Source organism: Nocardiopsis oceani (assembly GCF_054777395.1).
The window spans coordinates 1-17,644 of the sequence record NZ_BAAHAR010000081.1; the positions used below are offsets into that span (position 1 = coordinate 1).

At 70.1% G+C, this 17,644-nt stretch carries 17 protein-coding genes and 1 pseudogene; 8 read left to right on the top strand and 10 right to left on the bottom strand.

Features of this window, described 5'->3' with window-relative positions; genetic code table 11:
* A pseudogene (locus ACYVDG_RS31315) lies at positions 1 to 103 on the top strand (IS982 family transposase); the annotation flags it as partial.
* 19 nt (positions 104 to 122) lie between these two features.
* On the opposite strand, the gene ACYVDG_RS31320 reads toward ACYVDG_RS31315, so the two are convergent.
* On the bottom strand, positions 123 to 740 hold the full coding sequence (locus ACYVDG_RS31320) for a TetR/AcrR family transcriptional regulator (protein ID WP_460763127.1): 618 nt from the start codon (positions 738 to 740) through the stop codon (positions 123 to 125).
* Positions 741 to 899: 159 nt separating this feature from the next.
* Between ACYVDG_RS31320 and wrbA the strand changes: the two genes are divergently transcribed.
* Positions 900 to 1,517 (top strand): NAD(P)H:quinone oxidoreductase, encoded by a 618-nt coding sequence (gene wrbA / locus ACYVDG_RS31325; RefSeq protein ID WP_460763133.1) that lies wholly within the window; start codon positions 900 to 902, stop codon positions 1,515 to 1,517.
* 139 nt (positions 1,518 to 1,656) lie between these two features.
* Here wrbA and ACYVDG_RS31330 read toward each other — a convergent pair whose 3' ends face one another.
* Both ACYVDG_RS31330 and ACYVDG_RS31335 read right to left on the bottom strand, forming a co-directional pair.
* A complete protein-coding gene (locus tag ACYVDG_RS31330; protein ID WP_460763138.1) occupies positions 1,657 to 3,675 on the bottom strand; it encodes a PhoX family protein in 2,019 nt (672 codons plus the stop codon).
* A gap of 346 nt (positions 3,676 to 4,021) precedes the next feature.
* Positions 4,022 to 4,456, bottom strand: coding sequence for an NUDIX hydrolase (locus ACYVDG_RS31335; protein WP_460763141.1), 435 nt, complete (start codon positions 4,454 to 4,456; stop codon positions 4,022 to 4,024).
* A 245-nt stretch (positions 4,457 to 4,701) separates the two neighbouring features.
* On the opposite strand from ACYVDG_RS31335, the gene ACYVDG_RS31340 reads away from it, so the two are divergent.
* Both ACYVDG_RS31340 and ACYVDG_RS31345 read left to right on the top strand, forming a co-directional pair.
* Positions 4,702 to 4,884: a hypothetical protein gene (locus ACYVDG_RS31340; RefSeq protein ID WP_460763145.1), complete on the top strand. Its 183-nt coding sequence runs from the start codon at positions 4,702 to 4,704 to the stop codon at positions 4,882 to 4,884.
* Positions 4,885 to 5,237: 353 nt separating this feature from the next.
* Positions 5,238 to 6,230, top strand: coding sequence for a glycerophosphodiester phosphodiesterase (locus ACYVDG_RS31345; protein WP_460763149.1), 993 nt, complete (start codon positions 5,238 to 5,240; stop codon positions 6,228 to 6,230).
* 91 nt (positions 6,231 to 6,321) lie between these two features.
* On the opposite strand, the gene menD is transcribed toward ACYVDG_RS31345, so the two are convergent.
* The 3 genes from menD to menB form a co-directional block, all read right to left on the bottom strand.
* Positions 6,322 to 8,040: a 2-succinyl-5-enolpyruvyl-6-hydroxy-3-cyclohexene-1-carboxylic-acid synthase gene (menD, locus tag ACYVDG_RS31350; protein ID WP_460763152.1), complete on the bottom strand. Its 1,719-nt coding sequence runs from the start codon at positions 8,038 to 8,040 to the stop codon at positions 6,322 to 6,324.
* 240 nt (positions 8,041 to 8,280) lie between these two features.
* Positions 8,281 to 9,318, bottom strand: coding sequence for an o-succinylbenzoate synthase (locus ACYVDG_RS31355; RefSeq protein ID WP_460763155.1), 1,038 nt, complete (start codon positions 9,316 to 9,318; stop codon positions 8,281 to 8,283).
* Positions 9,315 to 10,154 carry a 1,4-dihydroxy-2-naphthoyl-CoA synthase gene (gene menB / locus ACYVDG_RS31360; RefSeq protein WP_460763158.1) on the bottom strand — a complete coding sequence of 280 codons (840 nt, stop codon included), beginning with the start codon at positions 10,152 to 10,154 and terminating at the stop codon, positions 9,315 to 9,317. Before menB ends, ACYVDG_RS31355 begins: the two co-directional genes overlap by 4 nt.
* A 177-nt stretch (positions 10,155 to 10,331) precedes the next feature.
* Between menB and ACYVDG_RS31365 the strand changes: the two genes are divergently transcribed.
* From ACYVDG_RS31365 to ACYVDG_RS31375, 3 genes are all read left to right on the top strand, one after another.
* Positions 10,332 to 11,639 carry an AMP-binding protein gene (locus ACYVDG_RS31365; RefSeq protein ID WP_460763161.1) on the top strand — a complete coding sequence of 436 codons (1,308 nt, stop codon included), beginning with the start codon at positions 10,332 to 10,334 and terminating at the stop codon, positions 11,637 to 11,639.
* A 588-nt stretch (positions 11,640 to 12,227) separates the two neighbouring features.
* Positions 12,228 to 13,622 carry a sigma-70 family RNA polymerase sigma factor gene (locus ACYVDG_RS31370; protein WP_460763164.1) on the top strand — a complete coding sequence of 465 codons (1,395 nt, stop codon included), beginning with the start codon at positions 12,228 to 12,230 and terminating at the stop codon, positions 13,620 to 13,622.
* A 244-nt stretch (positions 13,623 to 13,866) separates the two neighbouring features.
* Positions 13,867 to 14,217, top strand: a complete 351-nt coding sequence (locus ACYVDG_RS31375; RefSeq protein WP_460763167.1) for a hypothetical protein — start codon at positions 13,867 to 13,869, stop codon at positions 14,215 to 14,217.
* A 120-nt stretch (positions 14,218 to 14,337) separates the two neighbouring features.
* Here the strand turns inward: ACYVDG_RS31375 and ACYVDG_RS31380 are convergent, their stop codons facing one another.
* The 4 genes from ACYVDG_RS31380 to ACYVDG_RS31395 all read right to left on the bottom strand — a co-directional run bounded on the left by ACYVDG_RS31380 (position 14,338) and on the right by ACYVDG_RS31395 (position 16,387).
* Positions 14,338 to 14,751, bottom strand: a complete 414-nt coding sequence (locus tag ACYVDG_RS31380) for a hypothetical protein (RefSeq protein ID WP_460763170.1) — start codon at positions 14,749 to 14,751, stop codon at positions 14,338 to 14,340.
* 69 nt (positions 14,752 to 14,820) lie between these two features.
* Positions 14,821 to 15,285, bottom strand: a complete 465-nt coding sequence (locus ACYVDG_RS31385) for a hypothetical protein (protein ID WP_460763174.1) — start codon at positions 15,283 to 15,285, stop codon at positions 14,821 to 14,823.
* Between the two features lie 201 nt (positions 15,286 to 15,486).
* Positions 15,487 to 15,849, bottom strand: a complete 363-nt coding sequence (locus tag ACYVDG_RS31390; protein WP_460763177.1) for a GntR family transcriptional regulator — start codon at positions 15,847 to 15,849, stop codon at positions 15,487 to 15,489.
* A 151-nt stretch (positions 15,850 to 16,000) separates the two neighbouring features.
* The gene (locus tag ACYVDG_RS31395; RefSeq protein WP_460763180.1) at positions 16,001 to 16,387 is read right to left on the bottom strand and encodes a hypothetical protein; all 387 of its coding nucleotides are present in this window, start codon (positions 16,385 to 16,387) and stop codon (positions 16,001 to 16,003) included.
* Positions 16,388 to 16,546: 159 nt separating this feature from the next.
* Here ACYVDG_RS31395 and ACYVDG_RS31400 point away from each other — a divergent pair, with 159 nt between their 5' ends.
* Positions 16,547 to 17,170, top strand: a complete 624-nt coding sequence (locus ACYVDG_RS31400; protein WP_460763184.1) for a TetR/AcrR family transcriptional regulator — start codon at positions 16,547 to 16,549, stop codon at positions 17,168 to 17,170.
* Positions 17,171 to 17,644 lie beyond the last annotated feature (474 nt).

A 17,644-nucleotide genomic window follows, 5' to 3' on the forward strand; every position in this document is an offset into this window, starting at 1 on the left:
CGCCCGTACCGCACAGCGCCTGCTGGCCATGGCCGCGGCGATCTGGCACAACTGGGAGACCAACGCCCCCGTCAAGCGGTCCCTGATCGCCTACGACCACTGAAGACATCGGACTCAATCATCTAGGCGCGCTCACCTGAGAGGTCAGAGCCCAGGAGGTCGTCGATACCCCTCTTTACCGTGTCCACGTCGATCTCCCGTTCCTCGATGAGGTGTCCCAGGAGGCTGGGCACGAAGGGCGCGAGCAGCATGTGTGCCAGGACCTCGGTCTGCGCGCCGGGCCGGGACTCGCGCAGAAGTATGCTCACGTGGGCGTGCATGGCCCGGTAGGCGCCCCCGCGGTGCCGGGCACCGGCCTCGGCCTCCTCGACGGCGCGCATGATCCCGAACCGCTCGACCATCCGGTCGGTCAGCGCGTGCAGGAAGGCGCGGAGGCGCTCGTGTGCCGGAGCGCCCGGGCCCAGCGGCGGGGGGCCGTTCAGAAACGACTCCTGGAAGTGCCGCTCGTCCTCGTCCATGAGAGCGGCGAGGAGTTGGCCGACGTCCCCGAAGCGGCGGTAGACCGTCCCCACGCCCATGCCCGCGGCGCGGGCAACGGCGTTCATGGTCACGGCCCCGGGCCCCTGCTCCGCGAACAGCCGCTGGGCCGCGTCCAGGATCGCGCGCCGGTTGCGCACGGCGTCGGCGCGCCCCGACGGCGCCTGTTCCTGGCCCATCAAGGGCAGCTCTGGTCCGGTCATGGACCCGACCCTAACGGACTTCTCGGACCCGTTCCCGAATCTCCCTTGCGAAACGGATAGATATCCGGTTTACTCTGAACCAGCCAACCGGATAACTATCCACTTTGCGGCTCGTGCCATGAAGGCACGCCCCGCACTCCAGGGAAAGGACTCCTATCGATGAACGCCAAGGTCGCGGTGGTCTACTACTCCTCCACCGGAAACGTGCACAGCCTCGCCGAAGCACTCGCCGAGGGGGCGGAGAAGGCGGGCGCCGAGGTCCGGCTCCTGCGGGCACCCGAGCTCGCACCCGCCGCCGCCATCGACTCGAACCCGGCCTGGCGGGCACACCTGGACGCCACCGCCGACGTCCCAGAGGCCACCCCCGACGACCTGGAGTGGGCCAACGTCTTCGCCTTCGGTTCACCCACCCGGTTCGGCAACATCTCCTCGCAGCTGAAGCAGTTCATCGACACCACGCCCGCGAGACTGTGGCAGGGGGGCGCACTGGCCGGGAAGCCCGCCACCGGCTTCACCAGCGCGATCAACGCCCACGGGGGCAACGAGGCCACCCTGCTGGCCCTGCACAACACCTTCTACCACTGGGGTACGGTCATCGTCCCGCCCGGCTACACCGACCCGGCCATCTACCCGGCCGGCGGCAACCCGTACGGCACCTCCCACGTCGGCGGCGCCGGGGAGCCCAACGACGCGGTCCTGGACGCCGCCCGCTACCAGGGCCGCCGCCTGGCGGAGGTGGCCGCGCGGCTCAACGCGGGTGCCGCCGCCCTGGCCTGACCCTGGCTGCGGGCAGGATGGGCCCGACCGGGTCGGCCCTCAGACGCGAACCGGCCCCGGTCCCTCCCCCACGACGGAGAGGACCGGGGCCGGTGGCCTGTGCCGGCCGGGCCGCGCGGGCCCGGCGCTCTGCGGTCGATCAGGTACCGACGTCGCGGCCTCCGGTGTGCCAGACGCACACCACCGACGGGCGCGGGAAGTCGCCGTCGGGCCAGGTGCTGGTCGGCTCCTCGGCGGTGCCGTTCTCGCCCGGGTGCTGCGGGGCCAGGAAGACGGTCTTCTGGTCCTCGGTGATCAGCGGACCGCAGGTCTCGGCCTCGAACGGCGACGTGGCGAAGGTGCGCAGCTCACCTCGGAAACGTCCCTCGACGGGCACGACGTGCAGGGCGTCGTTGGTGTCCAGGGTGCTGGGCTGGCCGTCCGTGGCGATCCACAGGTTGCCGTGCTTGTCGAAGGCCACGTTGTCGGGCGTCGCGATCGGCATGACCTTGGACTTGTCGTAGCCCGCGAAGTAGGTGCTCTCGTCCTCGGGGTCACCGCAGACGATGGGCACGATCCAGCTGAAGGTGGTGGCGCCGGAGTCGTCGCCGTCCTCGATGATCTCGAGGATGTGGCCGTACTTGTTGGGGCCGCGCGGGTTGGGTTCGTCGGCCTGGCCGGGCTCACGGGCGTCGTTGCTGGTCATGGCGCAGTAGACCTTGCCGGTGACCGGGCTGGGCTCGAAGTCCTCGGGCCGGTCCATCTTGGTGGCGCCCACCTTGTCCGCCGCCAGCCTGGTGTGGACGAGGACCTCGGCGACGGAGAAGCCGTCGACGTAGCTCTCGGTGTCCGTGCACAGCGGGATCCACTCGCCGGTGCCGTCGAACTCGCCGTCCGAGGGCAGGGCTCCGGTGCCGTCGATCTCCTCCTCGGGGCTGTTCCCGGTGAGCTGGGCGACGTACAGGGTGCCCGTGTCGAGCAGGGCCATGTTGTGCTTGCGGGAGCCCTCGACGTACTTCTTGGCGCTGACGAACTTGTAGATGTAGTCGAAGCGCTCGTCGTCACCCATGTACGCGGCGACCCGGCCGTCCCCGGTGATGTTGACGTTGGCACCCTCGTGCTTGAAGCGGCCGAGCATGGTGCGCTTGATCGGGGTGGAATCGGCGTCGTGCGGGTCGATCTCCACGATGTAGCCGAAGCGGTTGGCCTCGTTGGGGTGCTTGGCCAGGTCGAAGCGCTCGTCCACGCGGTCCCACCGGCGGCCGGAGTAGTCGGTGGGCAGGCCGTATCGGGCGTGTTCCTCCGAGTCGGGGGCGCCGACGAAGTACTGGTGGAAGTTCTCCTCGCCGCTGAGGATGGTGCCCCACGGGGTCATCCCGCCCGCGCAGTTGTTGAGGGTTCCCAGGACCGTGGTCCCCTCCGGGTCGGCCTCGGTGCGCAGCAGTTCGTGTCCGGCGGCGGGGCCGCTGACCCGGAAGGGCGTCTCGTGGGTGATCCGCCGGTTGAAGGGGCGGTCGCCCTCCACCATGTGCCACTCGCCGGTGTCACCGACCCGCTCCAACTCCACCACGGAGCCGCCGTGTGCGGCCATAGCCACCCGGATCCACTCCAGGTCGGCGTCGTCCCCGTCGGTGTAACCGGCGAACATCAGCTCTTCGTTGGTGTACTCGTGGTTGACCCACAGCAGGCCGCGGTTGTCGTCGAGCGTGAAGAAGCCGACGTAGTCGCAGTTGTAGCCGAACTGCTTGGCCTGGGCCGCACCGGTCTGGTTCTCGAAGTCGAACTCGGGTGCGTCGGGCTCCACCGCGTCGCCCCAGCGGACGATGACGTGGTGGTCGTAGCCCTCCGGGACGGTGACGACGTCTTCGGTGTTGGGCTGGACGCTTTGGAACGTCGGCCGGGGCGAGGGGTGGGGGCGGTTCGGCACCCCGCTGGCGGCGGCCGGACTCAGTGCCGCGAGCCCCAGGGCGCTGGCCCCGGCGCCTACCGCGGCGCCCTTGAGCGCGGTCCGGCGGGAGAGGACCCCCTGGAAGATGTCACCGAAGTAGGGGTTGCCGCTCTTGTTGGGCGCGGGGTGGAAACAGGCGTTGCCGCAGCGGTACAGGCAGGTTTTGGGGGAACGGCCGCCTCCGACTCCGAGTAGGGGCAGGAGTCGGCGGCGGGGCGCGGATTCGGGCACTCGTTCTCCTCGCGGATCGTGACTGCTCCTCCGGCGCCCCGGAGTGCGGGGTGGGGGCCGGAGGCGGTCGGGCAGGAGGTCCTGCCGGTCGCTCTCGACCCTGTCCGAGGCTTCACACGCACCGGTGAAACCAGGATGAACGGACACACAACTCCCACACACGGGTCAGTTGACTACTCTGTGACTGAGAGCGATTACGTAATGTAAGACCTCGGAGCGATCCTTGCCTACCCCCGCGCCCCGGTCCAGGAACACCGCCCGGTTCAGCCCGGCGTGTCTCCTCGGGTATCCGGGGAGGGCACCGGGCGAACGGATTCGGAAAACCCCTTGGAATCCGTCTCGGTGCTCAATCGAAGAGCCGACCAAGCAGCGCCCCCTGGCCGGACTGCAGTACGTGCCCCGCCGCCAAGGAGATCCAGAAGCACTCGAACCGGGTCGGCTCCCCTTCCCCGTCGTGCTCCTCGACCGAGGTCCAGCGCTCGGGTACCGGACCGTCAACCGCCAGCTGGAAGACGTGCCTGCGCTGGACCTCGAACCGGTACGGGGCCACGTCGTACTCCGTCACGCCCAGCGCGCGTACGACGCGCAGACCATCCAGACCGGTCTCCTCGCGGGCCTCACGCAGGGCAGCGGCCTCCGGGCGCTCCCCGGACCGGACGCTCCCCGCCGGGACCTGCAGGCCGACCTCCTCCAGGGGGTGGTCCACGTGCCGGAAGACCAGCAGCCGCCCGTCGCGCACCACGTAGCACAACGCCTTTTGACGGGTCTCCCACCCGGCCACAGTTCCTCCTCAACGAGCGCTTGCTCCACCGAAGGCTCAGTCTCCCGCGCGGCCAAGCCCCGGCCGCGGGTGCCGGGCCGAGCTCCGGGTAGGGGAATGGACAAGGCCAGAAAGGCACCCTGACGGGACGGCGAGATGGCTACGGTGGGCGACGAGAACGATCCGACGACTGGAGACAGTCACATGTCCGCTCCGACTGTGGCCGGCAACAAGCATCCGAGGGCGACGACCGGGTGGTCCTCCCCATGCCGCCGCAGGTCTTCTGGGGGGTCGAGCAGGACGGACCGGACGCGGTGGTCTACGAGTACGAGACCGACCCGGCCAGTCCTTCCGGTGACTACGGTCGGCCGACCGTGCACCGAGGGACTCTCAAGACCTCTGTTCCCGTAAAGCTGGAGTTCGACCTGATGGATATCCTGCGCCGCTGATCCTGCAGCGCAGACTCTTCCGGCAGATGGGGGGAGGCGCCCAGTCACCGGGTACTTGCCCCACGTGGTTCGGTGCCGGAGCCGGACCCGCCGCTGAAGTGCGGATATCCGGCGTTCCTCAGTCCTCCCTATGGAGTTCGTTCGCAGGTCACGCGCGCGTCAGCCGGCGTCGCGACAGTGAAAGCTGATCCCTGGGTATTGCTTTGTGAATGCTTGGGGGTTTTAATACCCGGTCTGGGCGATTTGTTCACACTGCGCATCGCCCGGCCGAGACCCATCGGGACTGGCAGCAGTGGTGACCCGGCACAGAGCACATCGGGTCACCCTGTCCTGCCATGAATATGAGGAGCACTGTGTCCGACACCCCCCGGATCATGCCTGACCATCCCCGTCCCCGTACCGGCATCGACGCGCGCCTGAGAACCGCGCTGCGTTACACCACGGTCGTCGCGGCAAGCTCCGCGATGACCGTTTTCGGTTTTACTGGTGTGGCGAGCGCCGACACCGCGTCCGAAGCCGCGGAATCAACTACGACCGCCGGACCGCCCGGCCCGGACGTCCTCGACGTCGCCCACCGCGGAGCGTCCGGATACGCGCCGGAGAACACCCTCGTCGCCATCGAGGTGGCCGCCGAGCTCGGTGCCAGCACCATCGAGACCGACGTGCAGCGCACCGCGGACGGTGAGCTCATCTTCATGCACGACGAGGACCTGACCCGCACCACGGACGTCGAGGAGGTCTTCCCGGACCGGGACTCCTACGACGTCGCCGACTTCACCATGAAGGAGATCAGCAAGCTCGACGCCGGCTCCTGGTTCGACGAGGAGTTCGCGGGCGAGCCGGTGCCCACCCTCCAGGAGGGGCTGGACCTCATGAAGGACCTGCACCTCGGTTTCCTCTTGGAGATCAAGGAGTCCGAGCTCCACCCCGGCATTGAGGAGGACGTCGCCGAGGTCATCCACGACAACCCGTGGTTCCTCGCCCCGGGGTCGCTGCCCGGCAAGCCCGGCTACGACCGGCTCGCGATCCAGGACTTCAACTGGGACGTCGTAGAGAGCTCACGCGAGCTCTACCCGGACCACGTCCCGCACGGGCTGCTGGGGATCGTGCCCGAGGACGAGCTCGAGGACTACGCGTGGGCTGACCAGGTCAACCCGAACCACGCCCAGATCGACGGTGACTACGTCGAGGCCGTGCAGGACGCGGGCATGGAGGTCCACGTCTACACGGTCAACGAGCCCGAGGACATGGAGCGGGCCGTCGACATGGGTGTCGACGGCATCATCACCGACTACGTCGACGTGCTGCTGGAGATCCTGGACGGCTCCCAGGCACCCGCGGTCTGATCCGGCCCGGTGGCCCGCCCCAGTTCCGCGAAGCGGACAGGCCGGGCCACCGGGCTGCCCAGTCGCGGGGTTCAACGCACTACTCGAAGTACTAGTACAGGTCGCGGACCGCGGTGTCCACGGCGTCCTGCAGGCGGCGGCGCAGGGCCGCGCTGCCCGCCCTGGTCGTACACACCTCGACGATGCGCAGGCCCTCACCCAGGAGGGCCTTGGACAGGTCGGTGGCCCACTCCACGCGTGTGTAGGGCAGGTCGGCCACGGCGGCGACCCGCTCCATCGACACCCCGTGCGGGGTCCCGAAGACCCGCTCGAAGTCGGGGTGGCCCGCCTGCTCCAGTCCCGAGAAGATCCCGCCGCCGTCGTTGTTGACCACGACGATCGCCAGGTCCGGGCGCGGCTCACCCGGGCCGATGATCAGCCCGTTCTGGTCGTGCAGCACCGCCAGGTCGCCGAGCAGCGCGTAGGCGCGGCCCGCGCTCTCGGCCTGGTGGGCCAGAGCCGCACCGACCGCCGTCGACACGGTCCCGTCGATGCCGCTCACCCCCCGGTTGCCCACCAGACGCAGGCCGCAGCGGGCACCCATCGTGGCATCGAGGTCGCGGATGGGCATGCTGGACCCGGCGAACAGCAAGGACCCCTCGGTCAGCTGGGAAGCCAGGTCGCGGGCGAGGCGGGGTTCGGAGAGCGCCTCGTCGGCGTCCAGGACACCGTCGACCGCGGCTCGGCCCGCGGTCTCAGCCCGTTCCCAGGAACGGGACCAGTCGGTGCGCTGGGGGGAGTCCCAGTCGAGCCCCGCGGGGGGCACGACCGCGGGCACCACGTCCGTGGCGGTCCGCGCGGGGTCGGAGAAGGCGTTGGCCAGGCTCGCAGCGGGGTCGCCCACCGCACCTGAAGTCACCACCACGTGCCGTTCGGCACGGCGCAGGTAGGCCAGGGTCTGGCGGGACAGGTTGGGGCGCCCCACACTCACGACCAGCTCGGGCGTGTGCTCGGCGGCGAACCCCGGAGCGGCCAGCAGCTGCCGGTAGGTGGAGACCGCGCCGGCTCGGCGGGCGTTGGAGGTGGGCTCGGCGAGCAGGGGCCAGCCCGTCAGCTCGGACAGGGCCAGGAAGGGCACCGGATCGTAGTCGCCGTCACCGCACACGATGACGCCCCGCTCCACGGCCGGAAGCTCGAAGGGAGCCGGTTCGGCGACGGGGCCGGGCCGACCGATCCAAGGGCGGCCGTCCGGGCGCCCGTCGATCGGAGCCGTCCACGCCGGACTGTCCGCGGGCTCATCGGGGGTGAGGGGATCGCGGAAGGCCACGTTGAGGTGAACCGGTCCGGGCTGGCCTCCGACTGCCGAACCCCAGGCGCGGCAGCTCAGCGAACGCCAGTAGGCCACCATGCCCGGGGCCGGGTCGGGGGTGCCGACCTCGGCGAACATGCGGACCGCACCGCCGTACAGGCCGATCTGGTCCACCGTCTGGTTGGCGCCGGTACCGCGCAGCTCCGGCGGCCGGTCGGCGGTCAGGACCAGCAGCGGGACGCCGCTCTCGTCCGCCTCCATGACCGCCGGGTGGAAGTTGGCGGCGGCAGTGCCGGAGGTGCACACCACGGCTACAGGACGGCGTGAGGCACGGGCCAGACCCAGTGCGAGGAAGGACGCGGAACGCTCGTCCACCCGCACGTGGACCCGGATCCCGGGATGTGCGACCAGGGCCAGCGCCAAGGGGGTCGAGCGGGACCCGGGCGCGACGACGGCCTCGACCAACCCGCAGCGCGCGAGTTCGTCGACGAGGACCCGCGCCAGGGCGGTAGACGGATTCATCAAAAACTTTCGTTCGTCAAGGTGTGTACCAGTTTGACCGCGCGATCCGACCCGACCTTACGGCTCCCCTGTTCCCGGTCCCTACTCCACTGCCCTACCCGGTGCGCCGATCACGTGCCCGAGAACGCACGATTCCCCGGCCCCCTCCAGTGAACCCCGTTCGGTCGCGATGGGCGACCCGGCCCGGCTGTGATCTCTTGCCCATCGGGTTCACCACCGCCACCGTGTGCCAGATTCCCGTCACCGTGGGTCGGACCGCTTCGGTCCGACGGCTTCGGGCGCAGCGGTGCCGGCATCCGCCACAGTCTCCGTGTCTCCGGCGGCCTCGGCTGCCGCCGCCCGCTCCCGCCAGGCTCCGGGGCCGGTCTCGACCGACCGCAGCGCCGCCTCGTCCACGGCCACCGGACGGACCGGCAGCGAACCGTGCTCCGGCAGCAGCGGATCCGAAGTGACGTCGGCGGTCAGCATCTGCATGGTCGCCAGACCACAGGCGTAGGGCAGCTCGGGCAGGGCCGCCGCCAGGGCCACCCCGGCGGCCAGGCCCACCGACGTCTCCACGGCGCTGGAGACCACCACCGGCAGGCCGCAGGCCTCGGCCACCCGCAGCGCGGCGCGCACGCCGCCCAAGGGTTGGACCTTGAGCACGACGATGTCCGCGGCTTCGGACGCCCGCACCCGCAGGGGGTCCTCCGCCCGGCGGATCGACTCGTCGGCGGCGACGGGGACGTCCACGCGGCGACGGACCCGGGCCAGCTCCTCCAGGGTCGCGGACGGCTGCTCCACGTACTCCAGATCGAACCGGTCCAGCTCGCGCGTCATCCGCACAGCGGTGTCCACGTCCCAGGCGCCGTTCGCGTCCACCCGCACCCGCCCCGAGGGGCCGATCGCGGCGCGGACCGCCTCCACCCGGGCCACGTCCGCACGCCAGTCCTGGCCCTTCTCGGCCACCTTCACCTTGGCCGTGGCGCAGCCTCCTGCGGCCACGATCCCGGCGGCGCGTTCGGGGTCCACGGCGGGCACGGTCACGTTGACCGGCACCCGCTCGCGCAGCGGCTCCGGCCAGCCCCGGTGGGCCGCCTCCCGGCAGGCGGCCCACCAGCGCGAGGCCTCGCGCGGCCCGTATTCGGCGAAGGGCGAGAACTCACCCCACCCGGCGGGGCCGCGCACCAGCATGCCCTCCCGGACGGTGACGCCGCGGAAGCGGTTGCGCAGACCGATCGCGAAGGCCCTGCCCGCAGCGTCCTCCCCCGCCGGTCCCGGCTCCGGGAGCGCTGTCACGGGCGACGCGGGAACTTGTCGAAATCGGGGCGGCGCTTCTCCTTGAAGGCGTCGCGCCCCTCCTGGGCCTCTTCGCTCATGTAGTAGAGCATCGTCGCGTCCCCCGCGAACTGCTGCATCCCAGCGGCACCGTCACTGACGGCGTTGATCGCGCCCTTGACCATGCGCAGCGCCAGCGGCGACTTCTCGAGCATCTCGCGCGCCCACTGCACGGTCTCCTTCTCCAGGTCCGCCAGAGGCACCACGGTGTTGACCATGCCCATGTCCTGCGCCTCCTGGGCGCTGTACTGGCGGCACAGGTACCAGATCTCCCGGGCCTTCTTCAGGCCCACGGTCTCGGCCAGCAGCCAGGAGCCGTAACCGCCGTCGAAGGAACCGACCTGCGGCCCGGTCTGCCCGAACTTGGCGTTGTCTGCCGCGATGGTCAGGTCGCAGCAGACCTGCAGCACGTTTCCGCCGCCGATGGACCAGCCCGCGACCATGCAGATCACCGGCTTGGGCAGGCGACGGATCTGCACCTGCAGGTCCAGCACGTTGAGGCGGCCGATGCCCTTCTGAGCCACAGCGTCGTCGCCGATGTAGCCGTCGTCGCCGCGGATCTTCTGGTCACCGCCGGAGCAGAACGCCTGGTCGCCGGCGCCGGTGAAGATGATCACACCGACGTTCGAGTCGTCCCGGGCGATGTTGAACGCCGTCTGGAGCTCGAAGAGCGTCTGGGGGCGGAAGGCGTTGTGCCGCTCTGGGCGGTTGATCGTGATCTTGGCAATGCCCTCCGCGGTCTCGTAGATGATGTCGGAATACTCGCCCGACCGCTGCCAGTCGATCACGCTGCTCACGGCTACTGTTTCTCCTCACGGGGACGGGGACGGCGCGGATGCTTCCGGGCGACCAGGCCCGGCGTCCAAGCGTCAACCCTACGCATTCTGCCAGGCGGGCCGGGACAGACAGGCACGCACCCGGCAGCTGGACCCGTTGGACGGTCCGCTCGCTTTCCCGGCATACGCTGGACGACCGTGACACGAGCAGACGAACACCGGCCCCAGGTCCCCGCTTCCGAGGGCGAGCGCCCCCTCCAGGCGGTACGCGGGCTGTCACCCGAGGGCCTGAACCTGCTGCTCCGCGACGCGCTGGACGGCACCGGTCCCGCCCTCCTACCGATCCCCGACGGCACGCCCGACACCCGCGCGGCCGATCTCCTCGACGCCATGCGCCCCTCGTCGCTGCGCACCCCCGACGGCGTCACCGCCCTCGAAGACGGGCTTCCTGCGGGCCCGGGCGCCGCACTGGTCATCACGACGTCCGGCTCCACCGGGCACCCCAAGGGCGTGGAACTGTCCGCGCGCGCCCTCCTCGCCTCCGCGCGCTCCTCCGTGGCCCGGATCGGCGCCTCTGAGGGCGACACCTGGCTGTGTGTCCTGCCCGCCGGGCACATCTCCGGGATCCAGGTGATGATGCGCGCGATCGTCACCGGTACCGAAGCCGTGCACGCCGCCTTCGACCCCGACCCAGTGATGGAGCTGGCGCACCGGCTGCGCCCGCACATCTCGCTGGTCCCCACCCAACTGCGCCGCCTCCTGGCTTCCGGCGCCGACCTGTCGGTGTTCGGCACCATCCTGCTCGGCGGTGCCGCCGCCGAACCCGCGCTGCTGGCGGCCGCCCGCGAGGCCGGCGGCCGGGTCATGACCACCTACGGCATGAGCGAGACCTGCGGCGGGTGCGTCTACGACGGCGCCCCCCTGGCCGGGGCCCTGGCCCGGATCGAGGCCGACGAGCCGACCGATGGGCCAGACGGCGGGCCGACCCACGAGCCGGAAGCCGCTGGGCCGGATACCGGTGTCGCCGGACGCATCCTGCTTGGCGGCCCGATGCTGCTCAGCGGATACCGCATGCCGCCCGGCGTCGCGGGCGACCCGCGGGCGCTGACCACCGACGGCGCCGGGACGGTGTGGCTGCGTACCAACGACCTGGGGCGGTTCGGTGAGGACGGCCGCCTGAGCGTTCTGGGCCGGATGGACGAGGTGGTCAACACCGGCGGTCACAAAGTGGTCCCCGGCCAGGTGAACCACCTGCTGGCCGAACACCCCGCCGTCGCGGAGTCCGTGGTGGTGGGCCGCCCCGACCCAGAGTGGGGCGAGCGGGTGAGCGCGGTCGTGGTCGCCGCCGACCCGGAGGACCCGCCGACCCTCGAGGAACTCCGCGCCTGGGTGCGCGAACGGCTGCCCGCCTACGCGGCCCCGCGTGAACTGGAGGTCCGCGCCGCCCTGCCGATGCTGGCTTCGGGCAAGCCGGACCTGGTCGCGCTGCGCACGGCCGCCCCCTGACCCAGCCCTCTGCCCCGCCGCCTGCCCCCGCTCCGGGCATCCCGCTGGCCACGCACTCCCCCAGGTGGTGCGAAGCGGCGTTTACCGGTGCAGTCCGCACACGTGGGACCCTGGGCCCCAGCGGGTGCCGCCCCCGGAGCCGTCGGCGCCCATCGATACCAGCGTGGATCGGGGTGCGCGACGCTTCCTCGCGCCTACGGACAGTGATTTCCGTGACCGTGTCCGGAAGGCGGGGAACTTCCGAAAGCTCCCTGGCGTCTACCTGAGTATCCGGTATCTTCGGCCCCTCTCCCAAGGAGGTCCGCAGTTGGCGGCAGCCATCGGTCCAATCATCCGCAGCCCTGCGACCTCCCCTGCGCCAGGAACGCCCACCACACGGCGTTTCGAACACCTAAGCCGAGCGAGTTGCTTTACCCGCACAGATCCTTATTCCGCCACTCATGGAACAGTGATCTATGCCACCCTCGTCGATATCCAATCGAGACAGGGAACATTTGACTCGCCGACACGTTGGACATATTGGCGCGTCCAGTCGGCGGGAACCCTCCGCCACGTGCCACACGTCTTGGAAGGGAGGGAGGTGCCCACATGACGAGCACTGCCCTAGCCGCTTCGGACCATGAGTCCGAAGCCCCCGTTGGCAACGCTCAGAAAGAGGGCCACGTCGCCCACGAGGCCCTGACCGACCTGATTGCCCAGGGGCGCGCTCAGGGACACCTGTCCCTCTCCGAACTACGTACTGCTTTCTCAGCGGCCGGAGTCACCTCCAGTGACGGCCGCTCCATCCTGCGTGAACTCACCGATAACGGGGTCCGACTCGCCAACGGGGGCGACGACTCCGCGATGGTGGCCGACCCTGACGCCGAGGACGACGTGCTGGAAAACACTCTCATCGCGACGGTGCCCGACACTGACGAGGCACCCAAGGCCGCTGCGCGCAAGAGCGCCTCCACCCGGAGGAAGCCCCGCTCCTCGCGACGCACCAAGAAGACCGAGACCGCTCAGGTCAACACCGACCCGGACACCGGCGAGGCCGACCTGGACGACCAGTCACCCGCCATGGGCGACTCGGTCCACACCTACCTCAAGGCGATCGGGCGGCGTCAGCTGCTCACCGCCGAGCAGGAGGTGGACCTGGCCAAGCGCGTCGAGGCCGGGCTCTACGCCGAGTACCGGCTGGGGCAGCACGGCGAGGTCGACGAGACCGTCCCGATGGCCGACGTCGAGCGTGACGAGCTCGAATGGGTCGCCGAGGACGGCCGCAAGGCCAAGTCGCACATGCTCGAGGCCAACCTGCGCCTGGTCGTGTCGGTGGCCAAGAAGTACAGCGACCGGGGAATGTCGCTGCTGGACGTGGTTCAGGAAGGCAACCTCGGCCTGATCCGCGCGGTCGAGAAGTTCGACTACACCAAGGGCTTCAAGTTCTCCACCTACGCCATGTGGTGGATCCGCCAGGCGATCCAGCGCGGGTTCGCCGACTCGGCCCGCACCATCCGCCTGCCCGTGCACGTTCTGGAGCTGCTCAGCAAGGTGAGCCGTCTGGAGCGCGATATGCACCAGGCGCTCGGTCGCGAACCCACGCCCGAGGAGCTCGGACTGGAGCTGGACAAGACCCCGACCCAGATCGAGGAACTGCTGCGGGTGACCCGGCAGCCGATCAGCCTCGACTCCACCATCGGTGAGGACGGCGAGACCCGCATCGGTGACCTGATCGAGGACGTGGACGCCTCTGAGGCCTCCGAGGTGGTCGACCGCCAGATCATGGCCGACCAGCTGCGCAACGCACTGTCGGACCTGGAGCCGCGCGAGGCGACCATCATGTCCCTGCGGTTCGGCCTGATGGACGGCCGCCCGCGGACGCTGGACGAGATCGGCAAGCACCTGGGGCTCACCCGAGAGCGCATCCGGCAGTTGGAGAAGCAGTCCCTGTCCAAGCTGCGGCACCCGAGCCGGGCCCAGCAGCTGCTGGACTTCGCCAGCTAGGGCGCACAGGCCGCCAGGGCGACCATCGCGAGAACCGCGAGAACCGCGACAGGAGCGAAGACACGGTATGGAGCCGTTCCCCGAAAGGGAACGGCTCCACCGCTGTCCGGGGCCACCGCTGTCAGGGATCCGCAGAAACCGGTGGCCGCCACCGGTCTCCGGGAGCATCAGGGGAAACCCCGAGCTTCCCCTGGTATCTCCCGCCATCCGCTGTGTTTCCCCGGTCCGGTGGGAAAATGGCCGAATGACGAACGACTCCCGGCGACAGCAGGACGAGATCTCCGCCGCGCTTCGCGCCAGCCGTGAACTCGGCCCCGAATACGACGAAGCGGTGGCCTCGTCCCTCGTGGAGCGCGTCGACGACACCATCGAGGAACGCGTCAAACACCACGTGGCACGCCAGATGGGCGCCAGGGAAGAGCGCCGCGGGCTACCTGCGAACAACGTACGCATGGTGCTGTCACTGGTCTGCCTGGGCCTGAGTCTTCCGTTGACCGCCGCTGCCGCCACACTGGTCGGCCCGGCCGGGGTCACCATCGTGTGGATCGGCCTGATCGCCTTCTACATCATCTCCGTCGTCGGCCTGCGCCGCTGAGCAGACCTCCGCGCGAGGGCGTCAGCGAGTACGGGGGCGTCGGCGCACAGAAGGGGCGGGGCGGGGACCACGCCGGTCCCGCCCCGCCCCGCTGCTATTCGTGGAAGGCGTACACGCCCGTCAGTCGCAGGCGTCGAGGATCATGTCGTGGGTCTCCGCCGTCCAGTCCAGTGCGTCGGCCAGACCGGCTTCGTCACCGTCGTCCAGCTCGACCAGGACCGTGTCGACGGCGTCGGCCCGCTCGGCAGCGTCGTCCTGGAGGGAACCGCTGGCGTACTCCTCCAGGTGCTCCACGTCGTCGAGGTGCGCCACCAGCTCGTCCGCGTGCTGGTCCTGGTAGGGAACACCGTCGACCAGGATGTCCTCTTCGATGCTCTGCGCGGCCAAGTCGACCGCGCTGATGTTCTCCCGGATGTCGGCGCAGGCGGCGTCGATCTCGGCCCTGTTCCCGGAGCAGGCGCTCAGGGCCAGCGGCACGGCCAGCGCTGCGGCGGCCAGGGAGAGGGGACGGGTGAGGGTTCGGGGGTGGGACACGGGTTGTGCTCGTTTCCTTCTCGGTACTTCTTCAGGGGAGGCCGCGCAATCTCGGGCGGGCCCGTCTGCTCAGAGGATCAGCGCGAGGACCACGACGACGACCAGAAGACCGGCGACCGCCAGGCAGCCGAACATCGCGGCGATACCGCCGCCGCGCCGCCGACCGTAGCCGTAGCCGGGTCCGTGGCCATAGCCGTAGCCGGGCCCGTAGTGGCGCCGCCGACCGTAGTGGTACCAGCGGGGCCGGGAACCGGCCGCGTAGGCGGCTCCCACCATGGGCGAGGGGCCGGACCGCGCCGGACCCGAGGAGCGTGCTGCACGCGGGGAACGGCCTGCCCGGGCCGAGCGGCCGGAACGGGAGCTGAAACCGCCGCCGGAGCGTGCGGAGCCCCCGCCGCCGCGGGAACGGAAACCGCCGCTGCCGCTACGGGAGCTGAAACCGCCGCCGCGGCGCGAGGCACCTCCGGAGCGCCCGCCGCCGGAACGTCCTCCTCGTCCGCCCGATGACCGTCCGCCGCCAGATCTCCTACTCATGGGAGTCTCCTTGGGGGTTGGGGGTTCAACGCCGCCCGAGGGGAGGTCGACGCGCACTAAGAATATCGGTGAGCGTACCTGTTCAGGGCGCTCTGCGGGGTTCCGACCGGTTATGGTCAACACCCCGTCCGAATGGAACCGTGGGAACGCATCGTACGTCGCTCACCGGAGGCCTGTGACACGGGCCCGGTTCGGAGACGGTCAGCCCTCCAGCGCCGCCCGGAGAATCTCGACAGCCTCGTCGTGGTCCAGGCCCACTCGCGTGATGACCTCGGCGTAGGCCCGAGCGGCGGCCAGGGCTTCGGCGCGCTGGTCGTCCCCGGCCGCGGCCACGAAGGTGCCGGAACGGCCCCGGGTCTCCACCACACCGGCCTGTTCGAGTTCACGGTAGGCGCGGGCGACGGTGTTGACGGCGACGGAGAGCTGGCCCGCCAGGGCCCGCACGGTCGGCAGCCGGTAGCCGACCGGTAGGTCCCCGTTGGCCGCGGCTATCGCGACAACGGCCCTGATCTGTTCGTAGGGCGGCACTTTCGACGCTGGATCAATGCGGATGAAATCCGCCATGTCCCTCTTAGCTCCCTACGTGGCTCGCCTGCTTCTCGACCGGAGTTCGTCCGGGCGCACCCCAAACCTATCCCCCGTCCGCCCCAGCTTGAAGGTGCCCGGCGCGGAGAGGTCCCACGGCCCTGGGCCGCAGGACCTCTGAGAGGGGTCGTCAGACCACGGGCCGGGGCACCCCGGGGATGCCGTGCAGCCGGTGCGTCTCCCGCGCGGTGAGGAGCTCTTCAGCGACCAGTGTGGCCTCCCGGACCTTCGGCCGGGCCAGGCGCTTGCGGCGGTAGATCCGGTCCGTGTAGCCCTTGACCCCCACCAGCGTGCGCTCGTGGGCGTAGGCGGCGCGCATCGCCTCCGTCAGCGCGGTGTCCAGTGCCATGCCGCGTTCGTGGACCTCCTCGACCGGCGCGTTGCGCTGCCGGGCCCCGTCCAGATCCCGCTCCGCCTCGGCCACCGACCTCAGGAGTCCGGGCAGGCGCTCGGCCCGCTCCTCGTCCTCGGCGAGGTGGGTCCGTGCCGCCTCTTTGTCCTGCTTGGCAAGTGCCATGTCCGCTCTCCGTGGGGCGTAGCGTCAGCCGTGTCGAGGCAACCCTATGGGTGACCAAGATCATCTGGCGACCCGGGTCGTGCGTCGGTACTGGCGCTCCGCGGACAGAACTGCCAGCTTTACACCGTCAGTCCCCTGGTCCCCCGGAAGGCAGCAACAGTGAGCAGGAACTACGCGGGCCTCAGCCGTGAACGCATCATCGTCGAGGCACTCCACATCATCACCGGGCGCGGGCTGGGCGGGTTGTCCATGCGCCGGCTCGGCGATGCCCTGGAGGTGGAGGCCATGGCGATCTACCACCACTTCCCCCGCGGCAAGGAACAGCTGTTCAACGCGATCGCCGCTTACGTCACCACGGCCCGCGTGATCAGCGGCCTGACCGAGGAGCAGGGGCCGCCGGAGGAGGAGCAGGAGGGTTCGGATACCGCCCCGGCCGAGGTCGCCGAGGACGGCCGCCCGTGGGACGAGCGTTTGACCGCCTGGGCCGAGGCCTACCGGGGGCGGCTGCTCACCTACTCCGGTGCGCTGTCCCTGCTCATGCACCGCGCACCGCACACCCTGGGCGAGGAGGACACGCGCGCCCTCATGCACGCGGCTTTCAGCGAGGCCGGGTTGGTCGAGGATGACGTGCCTCGGGCCTGCGACGCACTGTACGGCTACTGCCTGGGAGCGGTGGCGCACCAGGTCAGGCACTCCGGCCAGGAGGACGCCCCGGACGAGGCCGAGTCCGAGGCCCGGTTCCGGTTCGGCCTGCGGGCTCTGCTCAACGGGCTCACAGGTTAAGGCGCTGGAAGGGACGGGAAAGGACGGTCGGCCCGGCGGGAGAGGCAGCCGAACCGACCGTCCGCTCAGGAGAATCGACCGCTAGGGGTTCCTGCAGTCACCAGTACGGTTCAGGGGACTTTGTGACACGTAGCCCTCATTCCCGACGCTCACCCAGCCGTCAATAGGAGTCCCCCAGAACGTCTCTCCACGGGGCATTACCCTCACCAAAGGTGCGGTGGGCTCCATCTGTGCGACCAAGTAGGCTTCGGCGGCGCTGACCTCGTAGGGGCAAAAGATCTGGTTCTGCGCCGTGCCAGACGCGGGGGTGGCAGCCTGGGCGGGGGCACTCAGCAGCGTCCCGCCGAGGTGACTGTTCAGGTCTTTGGGTGAGTTGATCGGTTCGCCTGCGAGAGGGACCCCTGGGCTGCAACGATGAACCCGTGACCTCCTCCGACCAGACCGCGCCCTCCTACGAGGAGCTCGCCGCGCTGG